This window comes from Paraflavisolibacter caeni, from assembly GCF_025628885.1.
GTDB lineage: Bacteria > Bacteroidota > Bacteroidia > Chitinophagales > Chitinophagaceae > Flavisolibacter > Flavisolibacter caeni.
The window spans coordinates 113701-136531 of record NZ_JAOTIF010000021.1 but is presented as its reverse complement, the minus strand read 5'-3'; the positions used below and the strand labels follow the sequence as shown (position 1 = coordinate 136531).

Genomic DNA, 22831 nt, shown 5'->3' with positions numbered 1-22831 from the left:
CCTAAACAGGCTGGCATACAGCCGCCTAAAACACAAAATTAAAGTAAAAATCTCTTGACTTTTAACACAGAATCTCTATAAGGTTGGGGAGGAAATGTAAAATGAAGAATAGAAAATGTAAAATACAAAATGCCAGGGGCGTCGGATTGATGTACAGGTATAAACTATAGGTTCAACAGACAGGCTGAGATTATCATAGCACGGCATTTCGTATAAAAACAATCGGTTGTTTCAAATGTATGAAACAACCTATTGAATATTAAATGATATGCTTCTAACGAGAATCTGTAGCTTTCAGAGGAACAGAATACATTATGGTCTATTGCACCTCTAGGTAATCAACGCCAATTTGATTTGATTCTAATGAGCTCAGAACTACTTTGTAATTTCCAGCATTAATGGTTGTGCCGGTTGAACTATCATAAGTAGCCCACTTTTCGGATGTAGGGGTAAATTGTAGTTTATCCTGATACATTAGTGTTCCATCTGCTGAGAAAAGCTTCATTTGCATGGGAACAGCATTGCCTGTTTGATTAATATATCGGAAACGAAGTGCATACATATCGGCGACACCCACGTTGATCTGCCATTCCACAGATTGATCTTTGCCTTTCCCAACAGCTACATATTTTTTATTTAAGTGAGGTTCTGGGGCAATTTCAGCACCCATCAGCCCAGCTGTTTCAGCTTCATACCTATTTGTTGGTTTCAGGTCATACGCGGGCTCAATGGTGGTGGCGGGAACGACGAAAACAGAATATATAGTTGCTGCATCAACTGTACCCAAGTCAATAACATCACCTTTTGCAAATCGCCTTGCATACAAATTCAGTTTAGATCCTCCCGGCACATTGGTTTCAATTGACTTTTTCGCATCTGCATAATCTTTTAGCCATGCAGGTCTATTCGTCATTCTTTCATTTAACGCAATATAAACATCGGAAGTCTCATCAACTGTAAACCTTGCCAGGTTCTTGCCTGTAGCAGATTTGGCCTTATTGCTCGTTTGAATCCATTCGGCCCCATATAATATTGGTGGCAGCGCACTAAATGCATTAGCTTCATCAACAAAAACTGTATCCCCGGTATTTAACCATGATTTAGTTCGCCATTCTTTGGCATTATTGCTTAATGCTTTAAAATCTTTGATCAGTGAAACTGATGGGGCAGGTTTTGTATTCCGATTTTGAGAAGAAATCGCAATTGCTGAAATGATTGCCTGCCCAGAAGCGATCTTTGGAAAATCTATTCTCAATAAACCACCTGTCACTTTCACCTTGACTGTTTTCTTCAATGCCGCATCATGACCTACTTCTTTCCAAATATCCAGATCTTTGATGACGGTCTTTCCGTTCACTGCTACATCGAAAAGACGCCATCCTTTGCAATCCAGGCCACCTCCTGTACCATACCATGGCTCTGAAAAATAAAGTTCAACCAAGTACTCACCAGCAGGTACAGGAAATTCATATCGCAACCTGTCTAATCCATACCGGAAATTCTGAAACAGTGGCCAGTCTGCTGTGCCTTTTACCGGGTCTTTAGACCATCGCTGAGAAGCAAAGAAGCTGGGCAGGCCCGCAAAATCATTTGTCCATGATAGCGAACCCCATGTTTGAGTGCCACTTCTTTTTTTATCAGCCATCCAAAGATTTCCGTTTTTATCGATATAATCAGGTCCACCACAGTTTACCCTGTAGAGGTAATGGCAGCCCGGAGTGGCAGCCGTTATTGGTTTTGCATCTTTCAACAAATCATTAAAATGTGGTGAACGGGGTATATGATTCAGAATAATGGTATCCCTGGAAACCACTTTACCAGCTACCCTTCCTTCAGCATATAGCACATTGTATTGAATATCAGCATTATCCCACTGGAAGTGTGTGCCTACACCATTACGTGTTCTTTTACCCAGCGAAACAGATTTTACATCATTGAACAACTCTACTTCGTCACAATTTGAATATACTATAATGCTGTCCTTTCTGCCTGGGGTTGCCCAGCGATCCGGCCATGTGTGAGAAACAATATAAACCATTGGTTCTTTATCCTTAGGTGTATAATTGGCCCGGAACATATAGTAGGCATCTGTTGGTTCGCCCCAGGCTGTAAAGAGCCCCTTATAGTTGACTGGCCCGATCCTGTCCAATTCCCTATAGGCTTCTCCTCCCTGTACCCTTCCAGGATTATCATGAGTATTGAATAACCAATGAAAATGCCCTGCAACGCTGTCCTTTACAGATTCAGCCAGTTCTACTTTCATTTCCATCAGTTGTGTCATACGGTCTTCACTGTAAATTCCATTCTGGTCAAAAGGTCCGGAAGTATGCAAGTCCAGGCTTCGCCAGGCCCCATATTCACCAACAAGTATTTGTCTTTTCAAATCATCGCTATATGTGGCCGGATTTCCTCCATAGGTACCTGTCCAGTTTTGAGGTACATTCCAATCAGTTCCTTCTCCACCATTACAAGTAGTTACCAGGCGTTGCTCAGAAGCCGTAGGATCCAATGCGCGGATCATCTCGGTACATTCTTTTGCAAAGTCTTCAGGAATCTTACTTTCATTTTGCAATCCCCATAGAATGATGGAAGGACTGTTTCTTCTTTCTTTTACCCAATCTTTCAGCAACTCTTTGAAGTTGGCCTTGAATTCAGGAGTGTCGTACCAGGCATGAGCAGAAAATTGCGGCCACCACAGTATTCCCATTTGATCCCAGTATTCCTGGTACAATAAATTATGAGGCTGGTGCGCATCACGGAAGGCATTATAACCGGCCGCCTTGATTTGCATGACCCTTGCCTTGATTTGCTCGTGTTCAAAAGCATGACTTTTGCCCATGTTATGTTCATACTCACAAGTACCGTTAATGAAAACCGGCTTACCATTGAGCAAGAACTGGTTAGAGGTTCCTTTTTTACCGATAGGCCATTCGATCCAGCGGATTCCATAAGGAGTAGTCAAGCTATCCATCACTTTTCCATTGATGCTGACTTCCGTAGTCATGGTATAGAGATATGGGTCTTCTGTAGACCATAAGTGAGGATTGGTAATTTGAGGAGACTCTTGTTTGATTATACCTATGGAACCAGAAGCTATGGCAGTTTCCGTTTTCGCTTCAAAAACAGTTTTCCCTTCATGGTTAGTAAAACGATTTACAACCTGCATGGATAGCTTCTCTTTCCCATAATTCTTTACTTCGGTTTCAAAGAAAAGCTTTGCAAATTGAGCTGAAATATTTCGATCATTCCAGATATGAACTCCAAATGGTTCTACCCGAACATTGTTGGTTTCTACCAGGTGAACAGGCCTAAAGATGCCTAATGGCTGAGAGCCTTCCGACCAGCCACGGTCTTCAGAGCATCCTCCACAAAGCCAGGGCAGGTCATTGATCATGGCTGGATGGTCAGCCTTAACTGCCAATATATTATTACCATTCTGCAGTGCATTTGTAACATCCAGGGTGAATGAAGTTCTTCCACCTTTATGGTTCCCGACTTTTTTACCATTCAGCCAAATAGTTGCATAAGAACCTACACCTTCAAAAAAAAGGAAGTAGCGCTTGCTCTTATCAGATTTTTTTGCTGTAAATGTCTTGCGATACCAGGCGTACCCATGTCGGTTGCCATGTTTCATACGGCGATATCCTTCATAAGCATCCCAATTGTGAGGTACTTTTACCTGCTTCCAGTCTCGATCAGTAAAACTATTTTTTTCGAATCCAGCATATGCATTTTGGTTGGTGTCATTCGCAATGGTGCGCCAGCCATTATTCAGTAAAACATCTTTTCGAATACCTAACTGAGCCATGCAGACAGATGAAATCATCCATGTAAAAAGAACCATCCATAGTCTTTGTTGCATCTGCATCCTGGTAAATGTAAGCATCTTGTATTTCATGATTAATATAAGCAGTAACTAAATGGTTAGGAAATGAACGCTAACCTAATGCACCTCCATAACTGTAAAATTGACACTTTATAAATTAACTACAAGAAAATAATACAGTGGGCATTTCCACTGTTTCAGCAGCATCAATCCTGTGTGCGTTTAATCTTTTTTAATAGAGCGATATTTTGTAGGAGACATGCCGATAATTTTACTAAAACGGCGCGAGAAATAATAGGGATCATCAAAACCCAAATCAATGGCAACTTCCTTTATAGGTTTATCTGTAAAATCTAATTCCTGGCTAGCCTTTTGCATTTTCATCTGTATAAAATAATCAATTGGCGCATAGCCGGTTTTCTGCTTGAATAAATTAGAAAACCTGGAAGGAGAATAGTTATACTGTTTGCTCAATTCATTTAATGAGATATTCTTCTTGATGTGCTCCTGCATAAATAAAATGGCACTATCTATTGTATCAACTTTATCATCTTCTTTCACCTGGAAATGCCTTCCATTATAAATAAAGAGTGAGATAAAGTGTGATAAACACATATTTGCAAACATCAAGTTGTCATTGCTGTAACCAAGCTCCAGGGTTTTGTACATCCGGGAAAAAACAGAAAAAATCTCTTCGCTGCTTTTTATGTAATAAGGTTTAAAGTGTTCCTGAACAGTATGCAAAGAATTAAAATGTGGTAGTGTTTCACCGCCAAAATGAACCCAGTAGATACTCCAGGGGTTATGCTCAGAACTGCCGTAAGCATGTTCTACGTTCTGCGGCAAAATAAAGAACTCGAAGGGACCTACTTTGTATTGCTTATCTCCTAACTTATACCATCCCTGGCCATCAATGCAATAGAATAAAAAATTCTCAGGAAGTCCCTTTTTACGATAAGTGTAATGGCCTTCAGCTTTAGGATAAAAACCCAGGCTGCTAACATATAATTGCTTCAACCATGGATTATTTTGCACCCTGTTCTTTAATACAGATCGAGGTATTTCAATACGCTGCCTTCCTATACCATGCCATACATTTTTGTGAGAACCTCTGTGAATTTGTTTCATAAGTCACTATTTGCCTTAACGGCACAATTTATAATTAAATCTGCCAATGAAGGTTGACTCATATAAACTCCATACATGCGATTAACAAATACTTAAGAGTTTATAGTTGAACAAACTACCAGACATTAGAAACACATTAAAATCAAGCTTCTCTTCAATACTTTCTTTTCAATTACATTATTTATCTCAACATCCTTTTCCTCTAGACATGCACGTGTTTCCGGCAGATATTCCGGATAGTTTTCATTAAGAATCTTCAACTAAATTTCTTATCAGACATTAGAACTTGCAATACCCTTTTAAGTCTTTTGGCTGAAGTTTAATATAACAAAGGTCACCGCTTTAATAGGAAGTCCTAGTAAAACTGCTGCAGCAATCAATATACAATTCCAACCTTTCGGTTGGAGCCGGTATTGTGTTAATCATTCAAAAGACCAGAATTAGATGATTTTATTTATAAACAATTGTTTAACACAAATATTGTTGCAACAAATATTGTATTTACTACCTTTATGTCATGAAAATAGAAAAGGCTATAAAGCAACCGAAGTTTAATGATGCTTACCAGAAGCTTGTAGTCAATTTATTTTTCACTAGCAACTGGCTTCGTGATGCACAAAATAGCATTATGAAACAATATGATATACTGCCTCAGCATTATAATGTATTAAGAATTCTCAAAGGCAAACATCCTGAAGCATCCTGCCCTGGCGATATCAAAGAAGTAATGATAGATAAAGGAAACGATGTAACGAGATTGTTAGATAAATTGGTTCATAAAGGCCTGGTAAAAAGAAGTCTATGTGAAGAGAACCGCCGTAAAATGGATGTTTCTATTACGAAAGAAGGGCTTCAGCTTTTAAATGATATTGAAAGCCCGTTACAAGATCATCTAGCGGAAATTAAAAGAAGAGTTAGTACAGAAGAAGCAGAAATCATGAGTTCTTTACTTGACAAAATGAGAGGGTAATTTTTTTGCCCAAACATTTGTTACAACAATAAAAGTTTCAACACAATTAATTAAACTATCTAAAATCTAACAAAATGGCAAACACTAAATGGATAATTGATGCTGCACACAGTGAAGTACTTTTTAAAGTAAAACACCTGATGGTAACTAATGTAACAGGACAATTCAGTTCATTTGAAGGTACTGTAGAAGCTGAAAATGATGATTTTTCAAATGCCACCATACAGTTTACAGCAGACGTTCATTCAATTTCAACTAATAATGAGCAAAGAGATCAGCACTTGAAAACTGCAGACTTCTTTGAAGCTGAAAAATATCCTCAAGTAAAATTTGTCTCTACAGGGTTTAAGAAAAAATCAGATGAAGATTATGAATTAACAGGAGATCTGACCATTAAAGGAATTACACAACAGGTAAGTTTGAAGGTAGAGTTTTCAGGAATTGTACAAGATCCTTGGGGTAATACCAAGGCTGGCTTTAGCCTGAATGGAAAAATCAACAGAAAAGATTTTGGATTAACATTCAATGCTGTTACAGAAACAGGTGGCGTATTGTTAAGTGATGAAGTTAAACTTCTTGCTGAAGTTCAATTGCAGAAACAAGCTGAAGTTGCTCAAGCAGCCTAATATTTCAGTATTGTCTTACAATAAAAAAACCATCAGGATAATCAATACTCCTGATGGTTTTCATTTTTATTATTGTGGATGAATTACTGTTTGGTCCCAGTTTTTATAACAACTGGCCCAAGTAATCCTGCTTCCAACAATGGTTTTCCTTCCAACCTGAAAGGAGCCGTTGTCCTGGTAACTCTCTTATCTACCGGTAATCTTTGATCACCAATAAGGCGGTTAGCCCAGGTGTTTGACACTTCTATACTGATATTATTATTACCTTTTTTAAGAGACCCGGTAATTTCAACTTGATAAGGAAATGTCCAGGCAATACCACAAGAAACACCATTTAATTTAACTTCTGCAATGTTGGCCACTTTTCCTAAGTCAAGGAACACACGCTCTTTCGCATTTACATTATTCCATTGAAAGCTTTTTGTATAAACTGCAGTTCCAGAATAATAATGAATGCCGGAATCAATGTTTTTACTCCAATTTTCCAATTGATTGAATATAACTTTCCCTTTGGGTCCGCCAAAAGCAGTATCAAAAGAAACGACCCATTGTTTATTAAGTGATTGCTTTGTTTTTAGCTCAAGCCAATTCTTACCAGTCTTGCTTTCTTTAGCTGTTGCATTATGATTGAACACAATAAATATCGAACCATATGGAGCTAATTTCAATGGTACAATAGTGCGGCCATTATCAATCTTCCAATCCCGTGCATTCCGGATTTCACCTGTTAAAGGATCCCATAGTTCAGGCTGTTTGCTGTTGATACGCAGTGATAACGTAACTACTCGCTCTTTATCTTTTTGATTGGATATGAAATAAATATCAAAATCCTGTCCCCTTCGATGCGTCCATGCAATACCATTCGCCAACTCATCCAAATCCTCTTTAGCTTCCATATCTCTTGCTATACCTAAACCATTGAAAGAGCTCCCTTTATAAGGACCTTTGATGACACGGCCCTTACCAACATTCCACATAGAGATCGTGTCAGCACTTGCTTTACTGGCTTTACTTTTTTCTCCACTGAAAAGTTCATTGCCAATTGTTTTCACTTCATGATCACTTTTTAAGAAGTTTTGCAGACCTGGCGAATTCTGTGGTTTATCAGTGATCATCACTGTTGCCCCTTCCTTAACCAATTGCTCCAATTTTGTTGCAACCTCAGGAGACATCAATTGACTATCTGGTAATAATGAATGAACACCAGGTATCACCAACATTTGATAAGCAGCTCCCCCGGGAAGTTCGATGCGGCCATTGCTTATTTTTGACAACCGGATCAGGGCGTCTTTGTTATAAGAATCATAAGCATATCCTTTGAGTGGATCGACCCAGTTTTCCGGATCGGCCATATTTGCTGAGATCGTAACACCTGCAGGCTTTTGACGTGAAGGCCATCCTTTGTTTGCTAATCTTATTGCCTCTCTTTCCACGACTTCTTTACCAAAAATACCAGGTAATGTAGAGACTAATCTATCAGGAAGCAATGCACGCCGAGGCATTTCTTCACCCGTAAATACGGCTATATCAACAACAGGTTTACCTTCTTGTAAAAGGGCCTGGCAACGTTGTAAATATTGTACCCATGCCCTACCGGAATTCCACCAGGTCTGGTCTCTTTGGAAATAAAGACCTACTCCATCAAGAGTCATTCCCGGCTTGCGATCCATCCAGGGATTTTGCGCAAACACATGAATCACAAACTTGTTAATACCCATGGCATAATTTCGGTCACCTACAGGTTTAAGTATTCCTGGATGCTCATCCCAGGCCATACGCACAGTTGTAAATGCTTCTGCCATAATAAGGTTTTTACCATAGATATGCGCTCCGGAAACTGCATCCATTATATCGAATGGCTTATCATGAGAAGGGCTGTTTAACCAGAACTCTCCCATAGGTATGTCAAGTGATGCATTGTGCTGCATGCCATCACCAGTCATAGTTGGTGCTACACTTTCTCCCGAAAAGGACACACCATATTTGTGGGCAAATTGAGCCATCGTTTTATAAAAGTTATCCGACACCAGTTCATTGATTGTTTCACGAACATCATGCAGGAAACGTTCTGAAACATCAGCATTTTCCACTGGAACGCCTGCCATAACAGGCAAATAGGGCAGCAAATCATAACCTCGGCGCCGTTTGAATTCTTCCAGGAAGACGGTTGACCAATTCTGACTGCCACATTCCCAGCTATCCACATGAAATATTTTAAGCACTCTTGCAGCTAAATCAGCTCCTATCTGTCGGATCGCTTCACCATACCAGCCATCAAATTGGATCTCTGCTGCTTTTGGATTGAACTTGTCACATTCCAGGCCTTTGCCTTTGCCACCAATATAATTAGTCTTCCCAGTCGACGTATGGCCTATGCGAAGTATTGTCCATTTACCTGCAGGAGCGGCCCAATGTAACCGGCCATCCTTATCCAATTGTGCTGTCAGGTTTATGATCTTATCAATAGGAACGCATAATGCATCTGAAATTTGTTGTGTTGAAGTACGCTTGCTTACCCGCCACACTTCACCTGTTTTACCCTCAAACTGCTGTAATTTGGGTGCACTGAACATTTCAATCCCCATTATTTTAAAAATGGGTTTCCATTTGGCAGCATCCAAGTCTTCTGCCCCAGGTTCTGCACCTTCTTTAGAATAATAAAAACGGAAATAACGGGCAGTAGTTGGAGGGATAGCATGAGTTAATTCTGCTATATAGTCCTGCCAACCTTGCCTGGGTGGCTCTAACTTTGTGACATACCTGAAATTTTTACCGTCATCACTTGCCTCTATCCGCAATAAATTTGAATAATAGTTCTTTCCATCAGACTTAATTTTTAACGAACGGCAGGTGAATGGTTGGCTGAATTCGTATTGAATCCAACACGAATCATCGCTACGGAAATATTCCTTGTTACTTTTTTCAACTAAAAACTGGGGGTTAACACCAGAAATACTGCTGGTAACCTTAGGAACATTTGTGTAGGAGGTTTGTTGATAATCATCCTTTGTGGGTATAGCAAATACAGCAATGTCTTTATAATAGTTTTCATTGGTTTCAGGCTGTGACAAAATGTTATTGAACGTTTGCCCGCCTTCCACAAATGTTTCTGTCCAAACAACTTTTTGCATCGATAATTCGGGGGTGATCCATGGTCCACCAGCAGTCGTAAATCCATCACAGGCATTCATGGCCATCTTTAGCCCCAGGCGATCTGCTTCCTTCATAGAATGCCTTACCATATCCCACCACAATGGAGACAATTGCTCAACAACCGGAGTAAACAAAGGTGGATTGGTGGCACCTTTGATAGGCATCAGGTAAGCTCCTCCAATTCCTGCTTTCTTCATTGCTTCTAAATCAGCGGTAATACCAGATTTAGAAACGCTGGAATACATCCAATACCAAAAAACCCAGGGCTTTGCTCTTTCCGGAGGAGTTTTAAAATTTTTATAAAGTTGATGATAACTATTACCTTCTACGACAGATGGCTTAGCTTCCTGGCTTTGTGCAAGAGCGGTAGCCAATATGAATAAAATCGATACTAAAAAAAATCGCTTCATTAAAAATATATTAATTGCGTTGCGTTCCTGATGCTAACAAACTTTTACCACATCCATATTCAGGAGTGCGCCTAGTTTTTCTATCTTAGAACTAATGTGCCCTACACCAACTGCGCAGTGGTGTGCTGGTCCATGGCTGTTCCAATCATTGACAAATCTCCTGGCTCCAATTGAAAATTTATAACGGCTATTGGTATTGCCAATCTGAAGTATAGGTCCTGCAACTGATTCCCCTTCAGCCACTAACAACATTAATCCACCACCTCTTTTTTCTACTACTGAAAGCAAGGTTACGGGCCCATTTTTTACAGACATCTCAACAGACAATCCCTTTCCTACTTTACCATGATAGACATATAAAGGACGGACCTTTGTTTTACCCTCAGCAATGGCAATATGTCCAGGACCATCATGGCCCATCAGCACGACATCATCCTTGAAATCCATTGCATAATATTCAGTAAAGGAACCACCTGCACCAAATGAATCCATGATCTTCATGGCTTGTACATTCTTGATTTCATATTCGCCGGCAACAGGTACACCGCTAGCAGTAAGCAATGAATTACCAAGAATAATAGAAGCAATAGCTTCTTCGTTCTCCTGGTTTCCTGTCCCTTTATAGTAATATGCTATCGAGCCCAATTTGTGTCGCGCCACTAATCTTTCTAATGCAACAGAAGTAATGGCGGCCTTCTCCAACTCTTCCACTGAGCAATCTGATTGAACATCAAAAGTCTCATAAAACAGGTTGATCCTTTCACTCATTTCTGACTCTGTCACTTCTTTTCTTAAGGAAGCGAGTTCTTCTACTTCAAGTAGCTCAATATGCCCTCCGAAGTGTGCATACTGTGTAGTAAGGTCTGTATAGATATCGAGCATACCACTGTAATAATGTCCCATACATCCAAGGCGATTGTAAGCCATAATGTTGGCAACCTTTGCAGCTTCTACCCATTCTGTAATTTCCTTCCAGCCTTCCGGATCGTCATGCAGCATGCCTGTGATTTGGTGAAACCTTACTCCCACCCTATTGAACACATTGGCAATCTCTGGTACAGGACATGCGGAACAATAAGCCAACCATTCACCGGTCATTTTGGAGCGGTCGGTCATAGCATTAAAAGCAGTATAATCAATAGCCGCTTCAGGTGAAAGATTCAAGATAATTACCGGAACCTTTGCTCGCTGCACCACAGGTAATACAGTGGAGGACAATGCATAAGTAGTCACATAAAGGAAGATAATATCAACATCCTCTTTTTTAAACATACGGCCGGCCTCAAAAGCTTTATCAGCAGAATCTACAAGACCAGCATTCACAATCTGAGGATGAATGGCAGAAAGTTTTTGCTGCACTGTTGACAAGTATCCTTCCAGTCTTTCTTTCAGACCTGCAAATTGAGGCCAGTAGGTATCAAGGCCAATTCCAAATAGACCAATCTTAATATGAGATTGAGTGAAACGGTCTAATTTGCTTGATTGCATAAGCCGCATTTTTTCTGTTTAAATCATGATCAATATTAGCTATTGTTGAACTGCGTATTGATAATCACCAGAAACTGAAAACAAATAGTTACCAGAGCCTATCTTCACCATTGCTTTCTTGCCTTTGTAGCCCAGAAACTTACCATCTTTTAACTTGTTCAACGGAAGATTATTTGCCGAAATTTTGTTTTGAGCTGAAGCAGGTAAATAAACGACTGCAGTTGTATTAACAGGTATGCTAACAATGAGCGAAAATTCACTGTCCTTTTTTTTCCATTCACTGCGCACCATGCCAAAAGGTGTTTGATATGAGCTATTCACATAGTCAACATCACCAACAACCTGCGGGTTAATAATTATTTCTTTGAAACCAATCGACTGTTCTGACTGATTGATCCCAGCTAGACCGCTATAAAACCATTCCATAAGGTGTCCCAGCATCAAGTGATTGTTAGAAACATTAGGTAAAGCCTGCCAGGATTCTGTAAGCGCAGTGGCGCCTTTAGCCAACTGATAACCATATCCCGGCACATCTGACCGGTTGTTCATATCGAAAATCACATCAGATCGTCCTTCTTCTTCTAATACACGAAGTAAATACCGGTAGCCGATATCCCCTGCAGATAAGCTGTTATTTCGATTACGGATATCTTTCACAATATTCTCTACGACTGCATTTTTATACCGGGGTTCCACCAGTTTCATATAAACAGCCATTGCATTAGCAGTCTGATTACCAGTAGCATATTGTTTGGTCTCTTTATTGAAAAACTTATTGTTGAAGGCATTTTTTACTTCTACCGCCAATTGATCATATTTAGCTGCATCATTTGATTTGCCGAGCATCCTGGCAATTTTACTAAGTATATTTAAATCATAATAGTAAATAGCAGTACCAGTAACACCCATTGGCGTCAATTGAGAAACGCCAGGAGGCTTTGGCCCTAAATCGTACCAATCACCTAAGCCCTGGTAAAGTATATGATTTTTGGCTTTCATTTGCAGGTAACTAATATACCGCTGCATCATGGGATAACAATCTTTAAGTACTTGTTTGTCACCATACCACTGATACATATACCAAGGCAATATAATACTGGTACTACCCCATTCTGGTGAATCACGGAACATGTTGCCGCCCCATTCAAATTTTACGTATTCCGGGGCGATCTCTGGTATAAGTCCACTGTCCGTCTGAGAAAACATCATGTCTGACAGTATCTTTTTATTCAAATTGGCCACATCGTAATTAAATTGTACAGAATTGCCCATTAGATGTGCTTGTTCCAGCCAACCTAATTTTTCACGATGAGGACAATCGGTAAAAAGACTAACCATATTGCTTTTTACAGACCAGTCAATTAGAAAATTTGTTCGATTAAATAATTCATTAGAAGAAGTAAATGTTCCTACCCTATTGGCAGCATTGCGTATGTGCAGACTTTTCAACTCATTTATAACTGGCAGGTTTCCAGGATTGTTTTCTCCTTTAGGAATACCGCCTTTCACCTGCAGATAGCGAAATCCATAATAAGTAAAACGAGGTTGCCAGGTTTCAATTCCATTTCCCTTAAGCACATATTCAAAATAATATGGACTTCCTGTTGGTCTTTGGTTAGGAGTACCATCTTCCTGCAATAATTCTGAAGGATAAATACGGATTGTGTCGCCTTTCTTTCCTTGTACACTTATCATAGGAATGCCTGAAGCATTTTGCCCCATATCATAAACCCAAATATTTGGCTGAATTTTGTTAATCCTCCTGGGAGCGAATGTTTCCATCACTTTTACAGGTTCAGCCATTTGCGAATTCAGCACTGGCGGACCATCAACAACCAAGACCTGTTTCCAGGAAATGTCATTGAAAGAAGAAGTATTCCAACCTGGTTGTTCAAGTGTTGCATGATAATCTTCTCCACCATAGATGCTTGTGAAAACAATAGGACTTTGATCAGTTTTCCATGACGCATCACTGACTATGTTATCCTGTGTACCATCCTTATAATCAATTACTAAACGACAAATCATTTTGGGATATCCAAAACCTGTTTTTAGTTTACGGTAACGTCCTTTTACAGGCGGAACATAATAAAAACCATTACCCAGCATGACACCAAATGCATTTGTACCCTGTTTCAGATGTTGCGTTACATCAAAGGGAACGTATAATGCCTGTTGATTGTATTTGGTCCAACCAGGATCGAGAAAGTGATCACCAATTTTGTTTCCGTTCAGGCTTGCTTCAAAATGGCCAAGGCCACAAATGAAAAGTGTAGCTTTTTTTACGGGCTTCTGAATTGTAAAACTCTTGCGGATCAAAGGCAATACATTATTCCCATTGTACTTGTCTTTCATCTCGCTTGTTGGCAGGATCACTTTATTAGAAGCCGGAAGTTTTTCGTAAGCAATCCAGTGAGCGCCTTTCCAATCTGTAGTAGCAGGCAATCCCATTTGCCATGTCCCCTCTTTACTCCAGGTAGATGCATTTCCTTTATTGTCCCAAACCATTACTTTCCAGTAATATGTTTTCGCAGGTTGCAATTTTTTACCTAAATACGCTACCTGGATGGAGGCATTTGAGGTTACTTTCTTCGAGTCCCAAATATTTCCTGAAGCGTTTTGTAACAAGTCTGGATGATCAGCAACCAGGATGCGATAAGCTGTTTGCAAGACATTGCGCTGATCGGACTTCAGTTCCCAACTCAATTTTGGTGAAGGGGATTCAATACCTAATGGATTATTGCGGCTTTCACATTTGAGATTGACAATATATAATTTTTGAGCAAAACCCAGAGTTGAAAGCAATAAAAATAAAGCTGTAACAGAAACTTTATACATCTGGCAAAACAAATTGATATATGATGAGCGTTCAAAGCGGCTAAAATTAGGCATTCGCTCATACCTGACAATGCAAAGTCTTACTAGCTTGATGGATTATTCTGTTACCAATTAATTTTAACTTCTGGTATGAAAGGGTTGATAGAGAGATATTTACAGAGTCCTTTCTTTCCACCTATTCATTTTATTCTCCATAGGTTCTACCCTATAACCAGCTAACCGTAAGAGATTAATTAATCCTTTTTCTCCTGGCAAATGCCCTGCGCCTACGGCAATTACCAATGACTGGTTATTGATTAGTCCAGCAAGTTTAGAAACCCAGTTTTTATTCCGGTTGTATAAAAGTACCTCTGTAAAGTTACCAAAGCCCATAACATCTTTACCAGTAAGCATTTCCATCTTATTCAGATCTTGTGCTTTATATGCCATAGCCAGCTCTTCATATTCCTTTGCACTGGATTCTGAAGAGGTATCTAGATTTTCCACAAAATGCAATAATTGTTGCGCCTGAAACTTATAAGGTATACTATCAAATATGCTTAATTGATAGGCCATAGTTTCGAGCCCTTTAATCTCTTTCCTGTTTTCCTTGGCCTCCTTCATCACCATTTGTTCAACAGCCACGGCCTTGCAATTCATATTCGATTGCATCAAAGTTGAAGCAGTAAGCATAGGCTTATAAGTCTCTAGCATTGAAAATGGGATCATACTTCCGTTTCTCTTAAAATAAGATTTGACCTTTTCATATTCAGTGCTGGTTAACAGATCTGAAAGAGTAGTATCATTCCGCATCTTCATCTTATTCATGGCGCTCATTACTTCGAAAAGATTATCCATATCCAACTCGAGGTAAATTTTATCACTCTGCTGGATGGCAGTTTTCAGGCTGTCGCTAAGTTGTATATCATCCGAACAAAGGAGGTGAATAGTACCAAACAAGTAAGAGGGTTTTGAGAGAGATTTACCGCTTATTCGCCAGAGTAGTGTGTTTTCAATTTCTTGTGAAAAGGAAAAAATTCCCGCTAAACAAAACAGCAACCCTAAAACTGTCTTTTTCATATAAAATGGTTTCTGAGATGATGAAAAGAGCTCTTAAATTATCAAGACTAAAAGCTTGCCAAACCAAAAATGTAGAAATTGGGGAAAGGGTTACCAAATAGATCACAACTCGACAGCAAATAATTAGCAACTTCCTGGCTCAAATTAATGGTCCGGGCGGTAACCCCTTAACTCAATACATTCAAATTACGGTATATTTAACTTACGGTTGCTTCATTACCGTAAACACCGCTTTTATATTTCAGTGATGGTGATGGCAGAAAAGCTCCTAATCCTAGCCTGTTCCACTTTTCATCCACAGACCGGATCGTTTCATCGTCAGCAACGATAATGTTTGGCCAGTCACGCTGAAAATTATCCAGGTCTTTGGTTTTCCGCGTACCGTCTAATCCCATACAGGTAAAATTTTTATTAGGATTTCTAACGGAGGGACGATTGACTAAAATATGATCTCTCTTTGGATCTAAGTTATTGCAGAAACGCCATAAGGCAACAGCTAAATCACCTGCATCTACACTATGCTCTACATATAGAATGAGCTTTATACCTTCAACTTCAGTCAATTGACAGATGTTTTGATGTAGCTCCTGCACATGTCCCTTTCTATTCTTTTCAACAGATATGACCAAAACTGGAATTCCTTTTTGAAGTAAAGAACTATTAACCTTCATGATTTCAGGAAAACGCTGAATGATATCGTCATCATTGATTTCGCTTATTGTGTTTTCCAGGTCATAAGTATCATCTATTTCCTCTTCATATTTTTTTGTTCCATCAAGGCACATTTTCCCACCAAATCCTAATTTATTACAACTATGATCCAGCACATCCATTGGCCCCTGAGTGTAATATATATCTGTTGCCGGGTTCAGGTTTTGCAAAGCATAACGGGTTAGCTCCTCATAATTTTGAATTTTTACTCCTTCATCAGCTAATACCAGAATTTTATTGAACATCATCTGCCCTGCCCCCCACATAGCATTCATTACCTTCTGTCCCTGGCCGGCGTATTCTTTTTTAATTTGTGCAATCACCAGGTTGTGAAATACGCCTTCTATTGGCATGTCCATGTCAATGATTTCTGGAATCATCGTCATTTTCATTGGCGCCAGGAAAATCCGTTCGGTGGCTTTTCCTAACCAGGCGTCTTCCTGGGGCGGAATACCTACAATAGTAGCAGGATAAATGGCGTCTTTTTTATGAGTAATGCAGGTAATATGAAAACGAGGATACCAATCAGGAAGTGAATAATAGCCAGTATGGTCACCAAAAGGTCCTTCCCAAATCAAATCGTCATTTGGATCAACATAACCCTCAATCACAAAATCGGCATCTGCAGGCACTTCAATTTCAGGAACTGTGATACATTTAACCAGTTCTACTTTTTTCTTTCGGAGAAATCCGGCCAACATATATTCATCAACGTTCTCCGGCAATGGTGCTGTTGCAGAATATGCATAAACAGGATCGCCGCCCAGAGCAACAGCTACAGGCATTTTTTTGCCTAGCTTTTTGTATTCGTTGAAATGCTTTGCAGAAACCTTATGTTTATGCCAATGCATGCCGGTAAGTTGTGGACCAAATATCTGCATGCGATACATGCCAACATTACGTGTTTGCGAAATGGGATCTTTTGTGTGTATAATAGGAAGCGTTACAAAAGGCCCGCCGTCTTTAGGCCAGCAAGTAATTACAGGGAGTTTTGTAATATCAGCATCTTTACCTTGCCAAACAACTTGTTGACATTCCCCCTTTCCACTCCTCACTTTGGGCATCCAGCTGGCAAACTGTCCAAGTTTTGGCAGCATTTTTAATTTATCAATGATGCTCTCTTTAGGAGCCGACAGCATGTGAAAAAGAGATTCTATATCTTTAGCTACATCATCCAAAGCATTAACACCCAGAGCAAGACACATCCGTCTTTCACTTCCATAGGCGTTCATTAATACCGGGAAATCGTAACCTGTATTTTCAAACAAAAGGGCTTTGCCTCCCCCAGGTGTTTTCGAAATCCTGTCTGTAATTTCAGCTATTTCCAATTTAGGATCAACATATTCCTTAATCCGGATGAGCTCCCCTTCTTTTTCCAGCACATCTATAAAGTGCTGCAGGTTTTTGTACGTCATATTCTAAATTGGACAAAGGTACCTTGGGAAATGTAAAATAAAGATGATTCTTTGCAAAAGGTAATGAAGAATGTCAGGCGAATGTTTTTAAAAGCTAAAACGTCATTTGTAAAAGCTGGTCCTGCTTTTACAAATGACGTTCAGGAAATATGGTTTTAGATAAAATTCTACAGGGGAACTTTAGGACAATCCAGTCTTGACCGGCCTCCACTGCTGAAACCTGAACCCAAACGATAGGAAAGATGAAGCCCAGTGAAATAATACCAGTCTTTTTGCAATGAACCACCCCTTTGAGCACCTTTTTCCGGGTAATTTGGATTACCTCCCGGCAATTCATCACTACGGTAAGCTAAATCAACGGCCTGCTGGCCCCGAGATGCAAGCAGATCCGCAGCATCAGCATAATTGCTACTAACATCGTCAAGGTAATCTGTAAATAATTTACGAAAACCCATTTCGGCCCCAAGTAATAGACGGTCGGTAAGCTTGAATTTTATACCAGCGCCAAATGGCAATGCGAATTGAGTTAAAGAATAGCGTTTTCCATACCCCGGCAAACCTTGACCTTCAGTAGATAAAGGTCTTAAATAAACTTTTTGGCCTGCAGTATCTTTTGTATATGGGTTGAAATGATAAATTGCTATTCCTCCAAAGGCGTAAGGAGACCACCTTTTTACATTTAAATCAAAGGTGTGAATTTCACCTAATAGACTTAATTCAAATAAAGAAGATTCAAAGTTTAGATTCCTGATGCGTAAATATTCTTTCTCATTATATTGATCATTTCCAGCGACTTTTGCATATGTCAAGCCTGCACGGAAATGAACCAGATCACTCCATTCGTATCTAACAATTGCGCCTATTGCCGGTTTAATAAGCTGTTTTTGAAATATTGATTTTCCGTTTATATCTCCCCGATATGTTGATATGCCACCAAATAAACCGGCCTGCCATTGAGAAAAAGATAAGAAAGAGCTACAGATGAGTACAGATAAAAAAAAGAGTTTACGCATTTTAATTCTTTAAATGCAAAACGCTTTGCAAAATTAAGACCATATTTAGGGTTGGTTAAAAACTTTGTAAAATTTTAAGGATCAGCTTAAAAAAATACTTTCGTTTGGCTGTACACCTAAGCCATAGCCAACAGGCAAGCTTACCCCACCTTTGTTATATTCTAAACCAATTGCAAGATCTTGTTCCAATAGCAAAGGACCATCTGCATCCAGATAATCTACAAGTGGTGAAAGATGAACAAGAGCCGCTGAACCTATTGAGCACTCGTTCATGCTGCCCAGCATAATTTTTAAGTTCAACTGCCTTGCCCTTTCGATCATGCGAAGTGCAGGTGTAATGCCACTACACTTGGTTAACTTGATATTGATACCATGAAAATGTCCAGCACATTTTTCTATATCACCTTCTGTAACGCAACTTTCATCTGCGATTAACTGTATTGAAGTTTGTTTGTAGAGATGCTGCATGCCTTCCCAGTCGCCAGCATTTAAGGGCTGTTCAATTAACTCTACTCCCAGAGCTTCCAACAAAGGTATTTTCCTTAGTGCCTCTTCAAGCGTCCAGGCGGCATTTACATCTACGCGAAACAGGGCATTTGTATGCTTTCTCAATTCGCTTACTATTTCGATATCCTGTTCTACACCTAATTTAATTTTGTAAATAGGCCAAGGATGAGCCTTTAACTTTTGCACCATTTGCTCAATGGAGTCAAGGCCAATTGTATAGTCGGTAAGCGGTAACGGCTTTTGAGCGGCATCCCAAAATTCAGCTAGCCCTTTCCGTTTTATTTTCCCCCATAAATCCCAACCTGCCATGTCCAAAGCGGAAACCAGAAAATTGTTTTGAGGAAAAAGATGATGTAAATAATGCCAGTAGCGTTGGGGTTCAGTAAATGCAAACTTTTCAACAAACATTTTTTTCCTTTCAAGGTCCTCTATCATTTTTTCAACTGTTATTTGATAATAACTGATTGCCGGCGCCTCCCCAAAACCAGTTTGACCTAAATGGCTCAACGCAACAACCAGCGTGGGCTGGTGCGTTTTAGTGCCTTTTGAAATAGTGAATGGATATTGAAATGGAAGATTAAATGATTTGTACAATAATTTCATGCTGTAATCCTGTTTTCGACTTCATTTGTTTTATTGGAAGCTCTTCCACAATTTTCTAAATATGACCTTAGATCATGGTTAAACTCCTTTTCTTTTAGCAATTGCTCTAGTGTGAGATGCATCCTGTAATTCCAATAATGATTGGGATCTGCCGGATTATTGATTCGTTCTTCATGTGGATTTGGCCTGAGCAACGTTTCGTTGTTACTTAATAGATCCTGCAATTGAAAAATGCTCCACATTGCTGGCGAATTCAAATGTTGTAATACAATTTTCCTGTTGATCCAGGGCTCACATTTCAGAGGAGCTTGCCCATGTTCGCCTAATATGATATTAAAAAAACGCTGCGTTTTCTCAGGAGATTCTTCCCACCAACCACGGATAGTACTCATATCGTGGGTAGAAGGCGTAACGACGGATAAATAGGGAGCATCTTTGGGATGGAAGAACTCGGTTCTGGGATTTTTGGGCATACGTTGGATTTCTAAACTCAATATTCCCAGGTCCTTCATTACCTCAGGCACACTATGAGGCACCATTCCGAGATCCTCACCACAGATCAACATATTGGTGGCCTCTTTTAGAGCTGGTAGTTTTCTTAAGGCTTCCTGCTTCCAGAACTCATCCTGGCGTTGATAGAAATAATCGACATATAATTCATAAATATGGTATTTCACATGATCATCAAGATACATATAAGATGGAGTATCCATTATAGATATCCTGAAATGGAACTCCTGCCCGTTAGAACCTTCCTGTTCAAAAAGAAGAACATTGGAAATAAGATCAAATAATCCTTCTCTAAGTTGCCGGTTATATTCGCTTTTTTCTTTACCAGCAAAATAACTTTCCACTTTTTGCTGTGTATTGAAATCATCTTTTAATGCAAAAGATCCGTCAGATTGTTGTTCTAAAAACTCTTTAGCTACATAATCGGCCTTATCGCCAAATATCTGCTTAAGAACATTCTGATTGATAAATGGCTTGAAGAAGCGGTTATAGTTAAAGTCAATACCTCTATTACTAAATTCGCTTACATGAATAGGCAGAACAGGTACAAACCGGCCCAATATACCCTCAACAGCATGAATAGGAATACTCCAAATACGGAAAAACCCAAGAATGTGATCGATTCGGAAGGCATCGAAATAGTTGCTCATTTGGTGAAAACGTTGATGCCACCATTTAAAACCGTCCTCTTGCATTCTATGCCAGTTGTAAGTTGGAAATCCCCAATTTTGACCTTTTACGGCAAAATCATCTGGAGGCGCACCTGCCTGCCATTCCATATTATAAAGTTCCGGAGCGGTCCAGGCATCACACCCGTATCTGTATATTCCAATTGGAATATCACCCTTAATAGCAATACCTTTACTATGAGCATAAGCTACAGCATCCTTTAATTGCAGATGCAAGTGGTATTGGACAAAGAACCAGAAATCAATCTTATTAGAATATTCAGAACTCTTAGTTGAGAGCTTCTCCACTTCATTTTTATTGAATGTGCCACTATGCTTCCACTTTTGAAATTCAGAAGTACCAAATTGATCCCGGAAAACACAAAAAGCAGCATAAGGTTGTAACCAGTGCTTATTGTCCTCGAAAAACATCTGGTATTCTTTTTCCTTTGTGAAGTCATTTGTTTGAATGTCAAACAATTCGCGTAACACCTTTAGTTTCAATTCGATAACAGCCTCATAATCCACTTCGCTAAGGCTGTTCAGATTTTGCAACTGATTAGCGTATGCCTTCAAGGCTGCAGCATATTGATTACCAGCAACCTGTTGTAAGTTGATATAAACAGGATTGAGGGCAAAGGCTGATATCGCCGAATAGGGATAAGAATCCTTGGGTGTAAAAGTTGCTGTTGTATCATTTACAGGCAGGACCTGGATTAATTTCAGTCCAGTATCAGCGGCCCAATCGGCTAGCAATTTTAAGTCAGAGAACTCTCCGATCCCGCCGCTATTTTGACTCCGTAAGCTAAAAACTGGAATGGCTACACCAGCACCTTTCCAGGTATTAGCAGGCAGGCGTACAAAACCATCATGAAGCACAACTGGCTGATCTGCCGGATGGTTTAGATTGAGTATGCGATTACCTCCATCTTCCCAGCGAACAAATTTTTTATCCTTTATATTGAATATCCCATATTTATATGACACAGGTGTTTGGTCACTAGAGAAGTCTAAACCAACTTGCCACCACTTGTCCTTCCTTTCTAATAAGACCGGCCGTTCTGTCTGCCAATTTCCGAAACTTTGCGAACTGCCTAACAGGCATACACATTCATTTTCCGAAAGCAATGGAGCCTTTACTTTAAATAAATGAGTATACTCGCCTGAAGTTTCTTTAGAAAGCCCTTTAAATTCTTTAAAGAAAATTTTCTGATAAGGTGAGGTATGAAAAACAAGCTCATAAGAACCGGCATAAACCCAAGTATCGATGACGGTTATAATTTTTGAATTTTTATCAAGGAAAAGAATCCGCTCCTGTTCACCTTCTAATATATTTTCACCAGTTTCTGTTTGAAAAATGTAGCGGTATTGAATAGATTCCTGTCCTCCGGATTTAAGTTCTATAGTTGCCTGCCAGTAGTTCTCATTCAAATAGCTCATAGGTAGGGCATTCTCCAGCTTATTTAGACCAAGGGCAGGTATATTACCCGTAATAGAAAGATTTTGGCCAAACTTTGTGCTGAAGCGTATGAGAAAATTTATTTTCATTCAAGCTGAATTAAAGGGTTAAGGCAAGTTGTTTTATGTATCAAGAACACATTAGGTAACGAATATAAGAAACCTAAAATGAACTATTGACTAGAAAAGCCTGGATTAGATTTTTTTACTCATAATTTCAAAAGCTCCTCCTATTTTTGCGTTCAAAATTACAGACATGGAAGTACAAAGAAAATCAAGGGGCTTATATTGGTTATTATTCTTTATTTCTACAGCTCTTTTTTTATTTGCCATTTTTACACATTGGCCTTGGCTTACTTTAATTATTCCTTTTGTAACCACATTCTTTGTGCTGGCAATGGATATCATATAACTACGGATTTGTCTTTATGACCGTGGATGCAAAGAT

Annotated in this window: 13 protein-coding genes; 2 read left to right on the top strand and 11 right to left on the bottom strand. The window is 39.4% G+C overall.

All coding sequences use genetic code 11. The features are described from left to right. Positions 1–319 precede the first annotated feature (319 nt). Entirely contained in the window at positions 320–3898 is a 3579-nt protein-coding gene (locus OCK74_RS20855; RefSeq protein WP_279299023.1) for a malectin domain-containing carbohydrate-binding protein, read from the bottom strand. A gap of 150 nt (positions 3899–4048) precedes the next feature. Beyond that, positions 4049–4954, bottom strand: a complete 906-nt coding sequence (locus tag OCK74_RS20850; RefSeq protein WP_279299022.1) for an AraC family transcriptional regulator — start codon at positions 4952–4954, stop codon at positions 4049–4051. Positions 4955–5471: 517 nt separating this feature from the next. Between OCK74_RS20850 and OCK74_RS20845 the strand changes: the two genes are divergently transcribed. After that, complete coding sequence (locus OCK74_RS20845; RefSeq protein WP_279299021.1) at positions 5472–5924, top strand: MarR family winged helix-turn-helix transcriptional regulator; 453 nt, start codon at positions 5472–5474, stop codon at positions 5922–5924. A 74-nt stretch (positions 5925–5998) separates the two neighbouring features. Beyond that, the gene (locus tag OCK74_RS20840) at positions 5999–6550 is read left to right on the top strand and encodes a YceI family protein (protein ID WP_279299020.1); all 552 of its coding nucleotides are present in this window, start codon (positions 5999–6001) and stop codon (positions 6548–6550) included. Between the two features lie 83 nt (positions 6551–6633). Here the strand turns inward: OCK74_RS20840 and OCK74_RS20835 are convergent, their stop codons facing one another. The 9 genes from OCK74_RS20835 to OCK74_RS20795 all read right to left on the bottom strand — a co-directional run bounded on the left by OCK74_RS20835 (position 6634) and on the right by OCK74_RS20795 (position 22791). Further along, the gene (locus OCK74_RS20835; RefSeq protein WP_279299019.1) at positions 6634–10113 is read right to left on the bottom strand and encodes a glycosyl hydrolase; all 3480 of its coding nucleotides are present in this window, start codon (positions 10111–10113) and stop codon (positions 6634–6636) included. A gap of 33 nt (positions 10114–10146) precedes the next feature. Then, on the bottom strand, positions 10147–11601 hold the full coding sequence (locus OCK74_RS20830) for an arabinose isomerase (protein ID WP_279299018.1): 1455 nt from the start codon (positions 11599–11601) through the stop codon (positions 10147–10149). A gap of 39 nt (positions 11602–11640) precedes the next feature. After that, entirely contained in the window at positions 11641–14439 is a 2799-nt protein-coding gene (locus OCK74_RS20825; RefSeq protein ID WP_279299017.1) for a family 78 glycoside hydrolase catalytic domain, read from the bottom strand. Positions 14440–14592: 153 nt separating this feature from the next. Next, positions 14593–15498, bottom strand: coding sequence for a TraB/GumN family protein (locus OCK74_RS20820; RefSeq protein ID WP_279299016.1), 906 nt, complete (start codon positions 15496–15498; stop codon positions 14593–14595). A gap of 197 nt (positions 15499–15695) precedes the next feature. Next, a complete protein-coding gene (locus tag OCK74_RS20815; RefSeq protein WP_279299015.1) occupies positions 15696–17624 on the bottom strand; it encodes a menaquinone biosynthesis decarboxylase in 1929 nt (642 codons plus the stop codon). A 167-nt stretch (positions 17625–17791) separates the two neighbouring features. Continuing rightward, complete coding sequence (gene porG, locus OCK74_RS20810) at positions 17792–18637, bottom strand: type IX secretion system protein PorG (RefSeq protein WP_279299014.1); 846 nt, start codon at positions 18635–18637, stop codon at positions 17792–17794. Positions 18638–18718: 81 nt separating this feature from the next. Beyond that, positions 18719–19747, bottom strand: a complete 1029-nt coding sequence (locus tag OCK74_RS20805; protein WP_279299013.1) for a dipeptide epimerase — start codon at positions 19745–19747, stop codon at positions 18719–18721. Beyond that, entirely contained in the window at positions 19744–22473 is a 2730-nt protein-coding gene (locus OCK74_RS20800; protein WP_279299012.1) for a 4-alpha-glucanotransferase, read from the bottom strand. The genes OCK74_RS20805 and OCK74_RS20800 overlap by 4 nt, the downstream gene beginning before the upstream one ends. 105 nt (positions 22474–22578) lie before the next feature. Continuing rightward, a complete protein-coding gene (locus tag OCK74_RS20795; RefSeq protein WP_279299011.1) occupies positions 22579–22791 on the bottom strand; it encodes a hypothetical protein in 213 nt (70 codons plus the stop codon). Positions 22792–22831 lie beyond the last annotated feature (40 nt).

Bases quoted from the DNA above. Each gene is read 5' to 3' on its own strand.
- OCK74_RS20795 (WP_279299011.1), bottom strand. From the start codon at position 22,791: ATGATATCCATTGCCAGCACAAAGAATGTGGTTACAAAAGGAATAATT.
- OCK74_RS20855 (WP_279299023.1), bottom strand. From the start codon at position 3,898: ATGAAATACAAGATGCTTACATTTACCAGGATGCAGATGCAACAAAGA.
- OCK74_RS20835 (WP_279299019.1), bottom strand. From the start codon at position 10,113: ATGAAGCGATTTTTTTTAGTATCGATTTTATTCATATTGGCTACCGCT.
- porG (WP_279299014.1), bottom strand. From the start codon at position 18,637: ATGCGTAAACTCTTTTTTTTATCTGTACTCATCTGTAGCTCTTTCTTA.
- OCK74_RS20825 (WP_279299017.1), bottom strand. From the start codon at position 14,439: ATGTATAAAGTTTCTGTTACAGCTTTATTTTTATTGCTTTCAACTCTG.
- OCK74_RS20840 (WP_279299020.1), top strand. From the start codon at position 5,999: ATGGCAAACACTAAATGGATAATTGATGCTGCACACAGTGAAGTACTT.
- OCK74_RS20850 (WP_279299022.1), bottom strand. From the start codon at position 4,954: ATGAAACAAATTCACAGAGGTTCTCACAAAAATGTATGGCATGGTATA.
- OCK74_RS20800 (WP_279299012.1), bottom strand. From the start codon at position 22,473: ATGAAAATAAATTTTCTCATACGCTTCAGCACAAAGTTTGGCCAAAAT.
- OCK74_RS20815 (WP_279299015.1), bottom strand. From the start codon at position 17,624: ATGACGTACAAAAACCTGCAGCACTTTATAGATGTGCTGGAAAAAGAA.
- OCK74_RS20830 (WP_279299018.1), bottom strand. From the start codon at position 11,601: ATGCAATCAAGCAAATTAGACCGTTTCACTCAATCTCATATTAAGATT.
- OCK74_RS20845 (WP_279299021.1), top strand. From the start codon at position 5,472: ATGAAAATAGAAAAGGCTATAAAGCAACCGAAGTTTAATGATGCTTAC.
- OCK74_RS20805 (WP_279299013.1), bottom strand. From the start codon at position 19,747: ATGAAATTATTGTACAAATCATTTAATCTTCCATTTCAATATCCATTC.
- OCK74_RS20820 (WP_279299016.1), bottom strand. From the start codon at position 15,498: ATGAAAAAGACAGTTTTAGGGTTGCTGTTTTGTTTAGCGGGAATTTTT.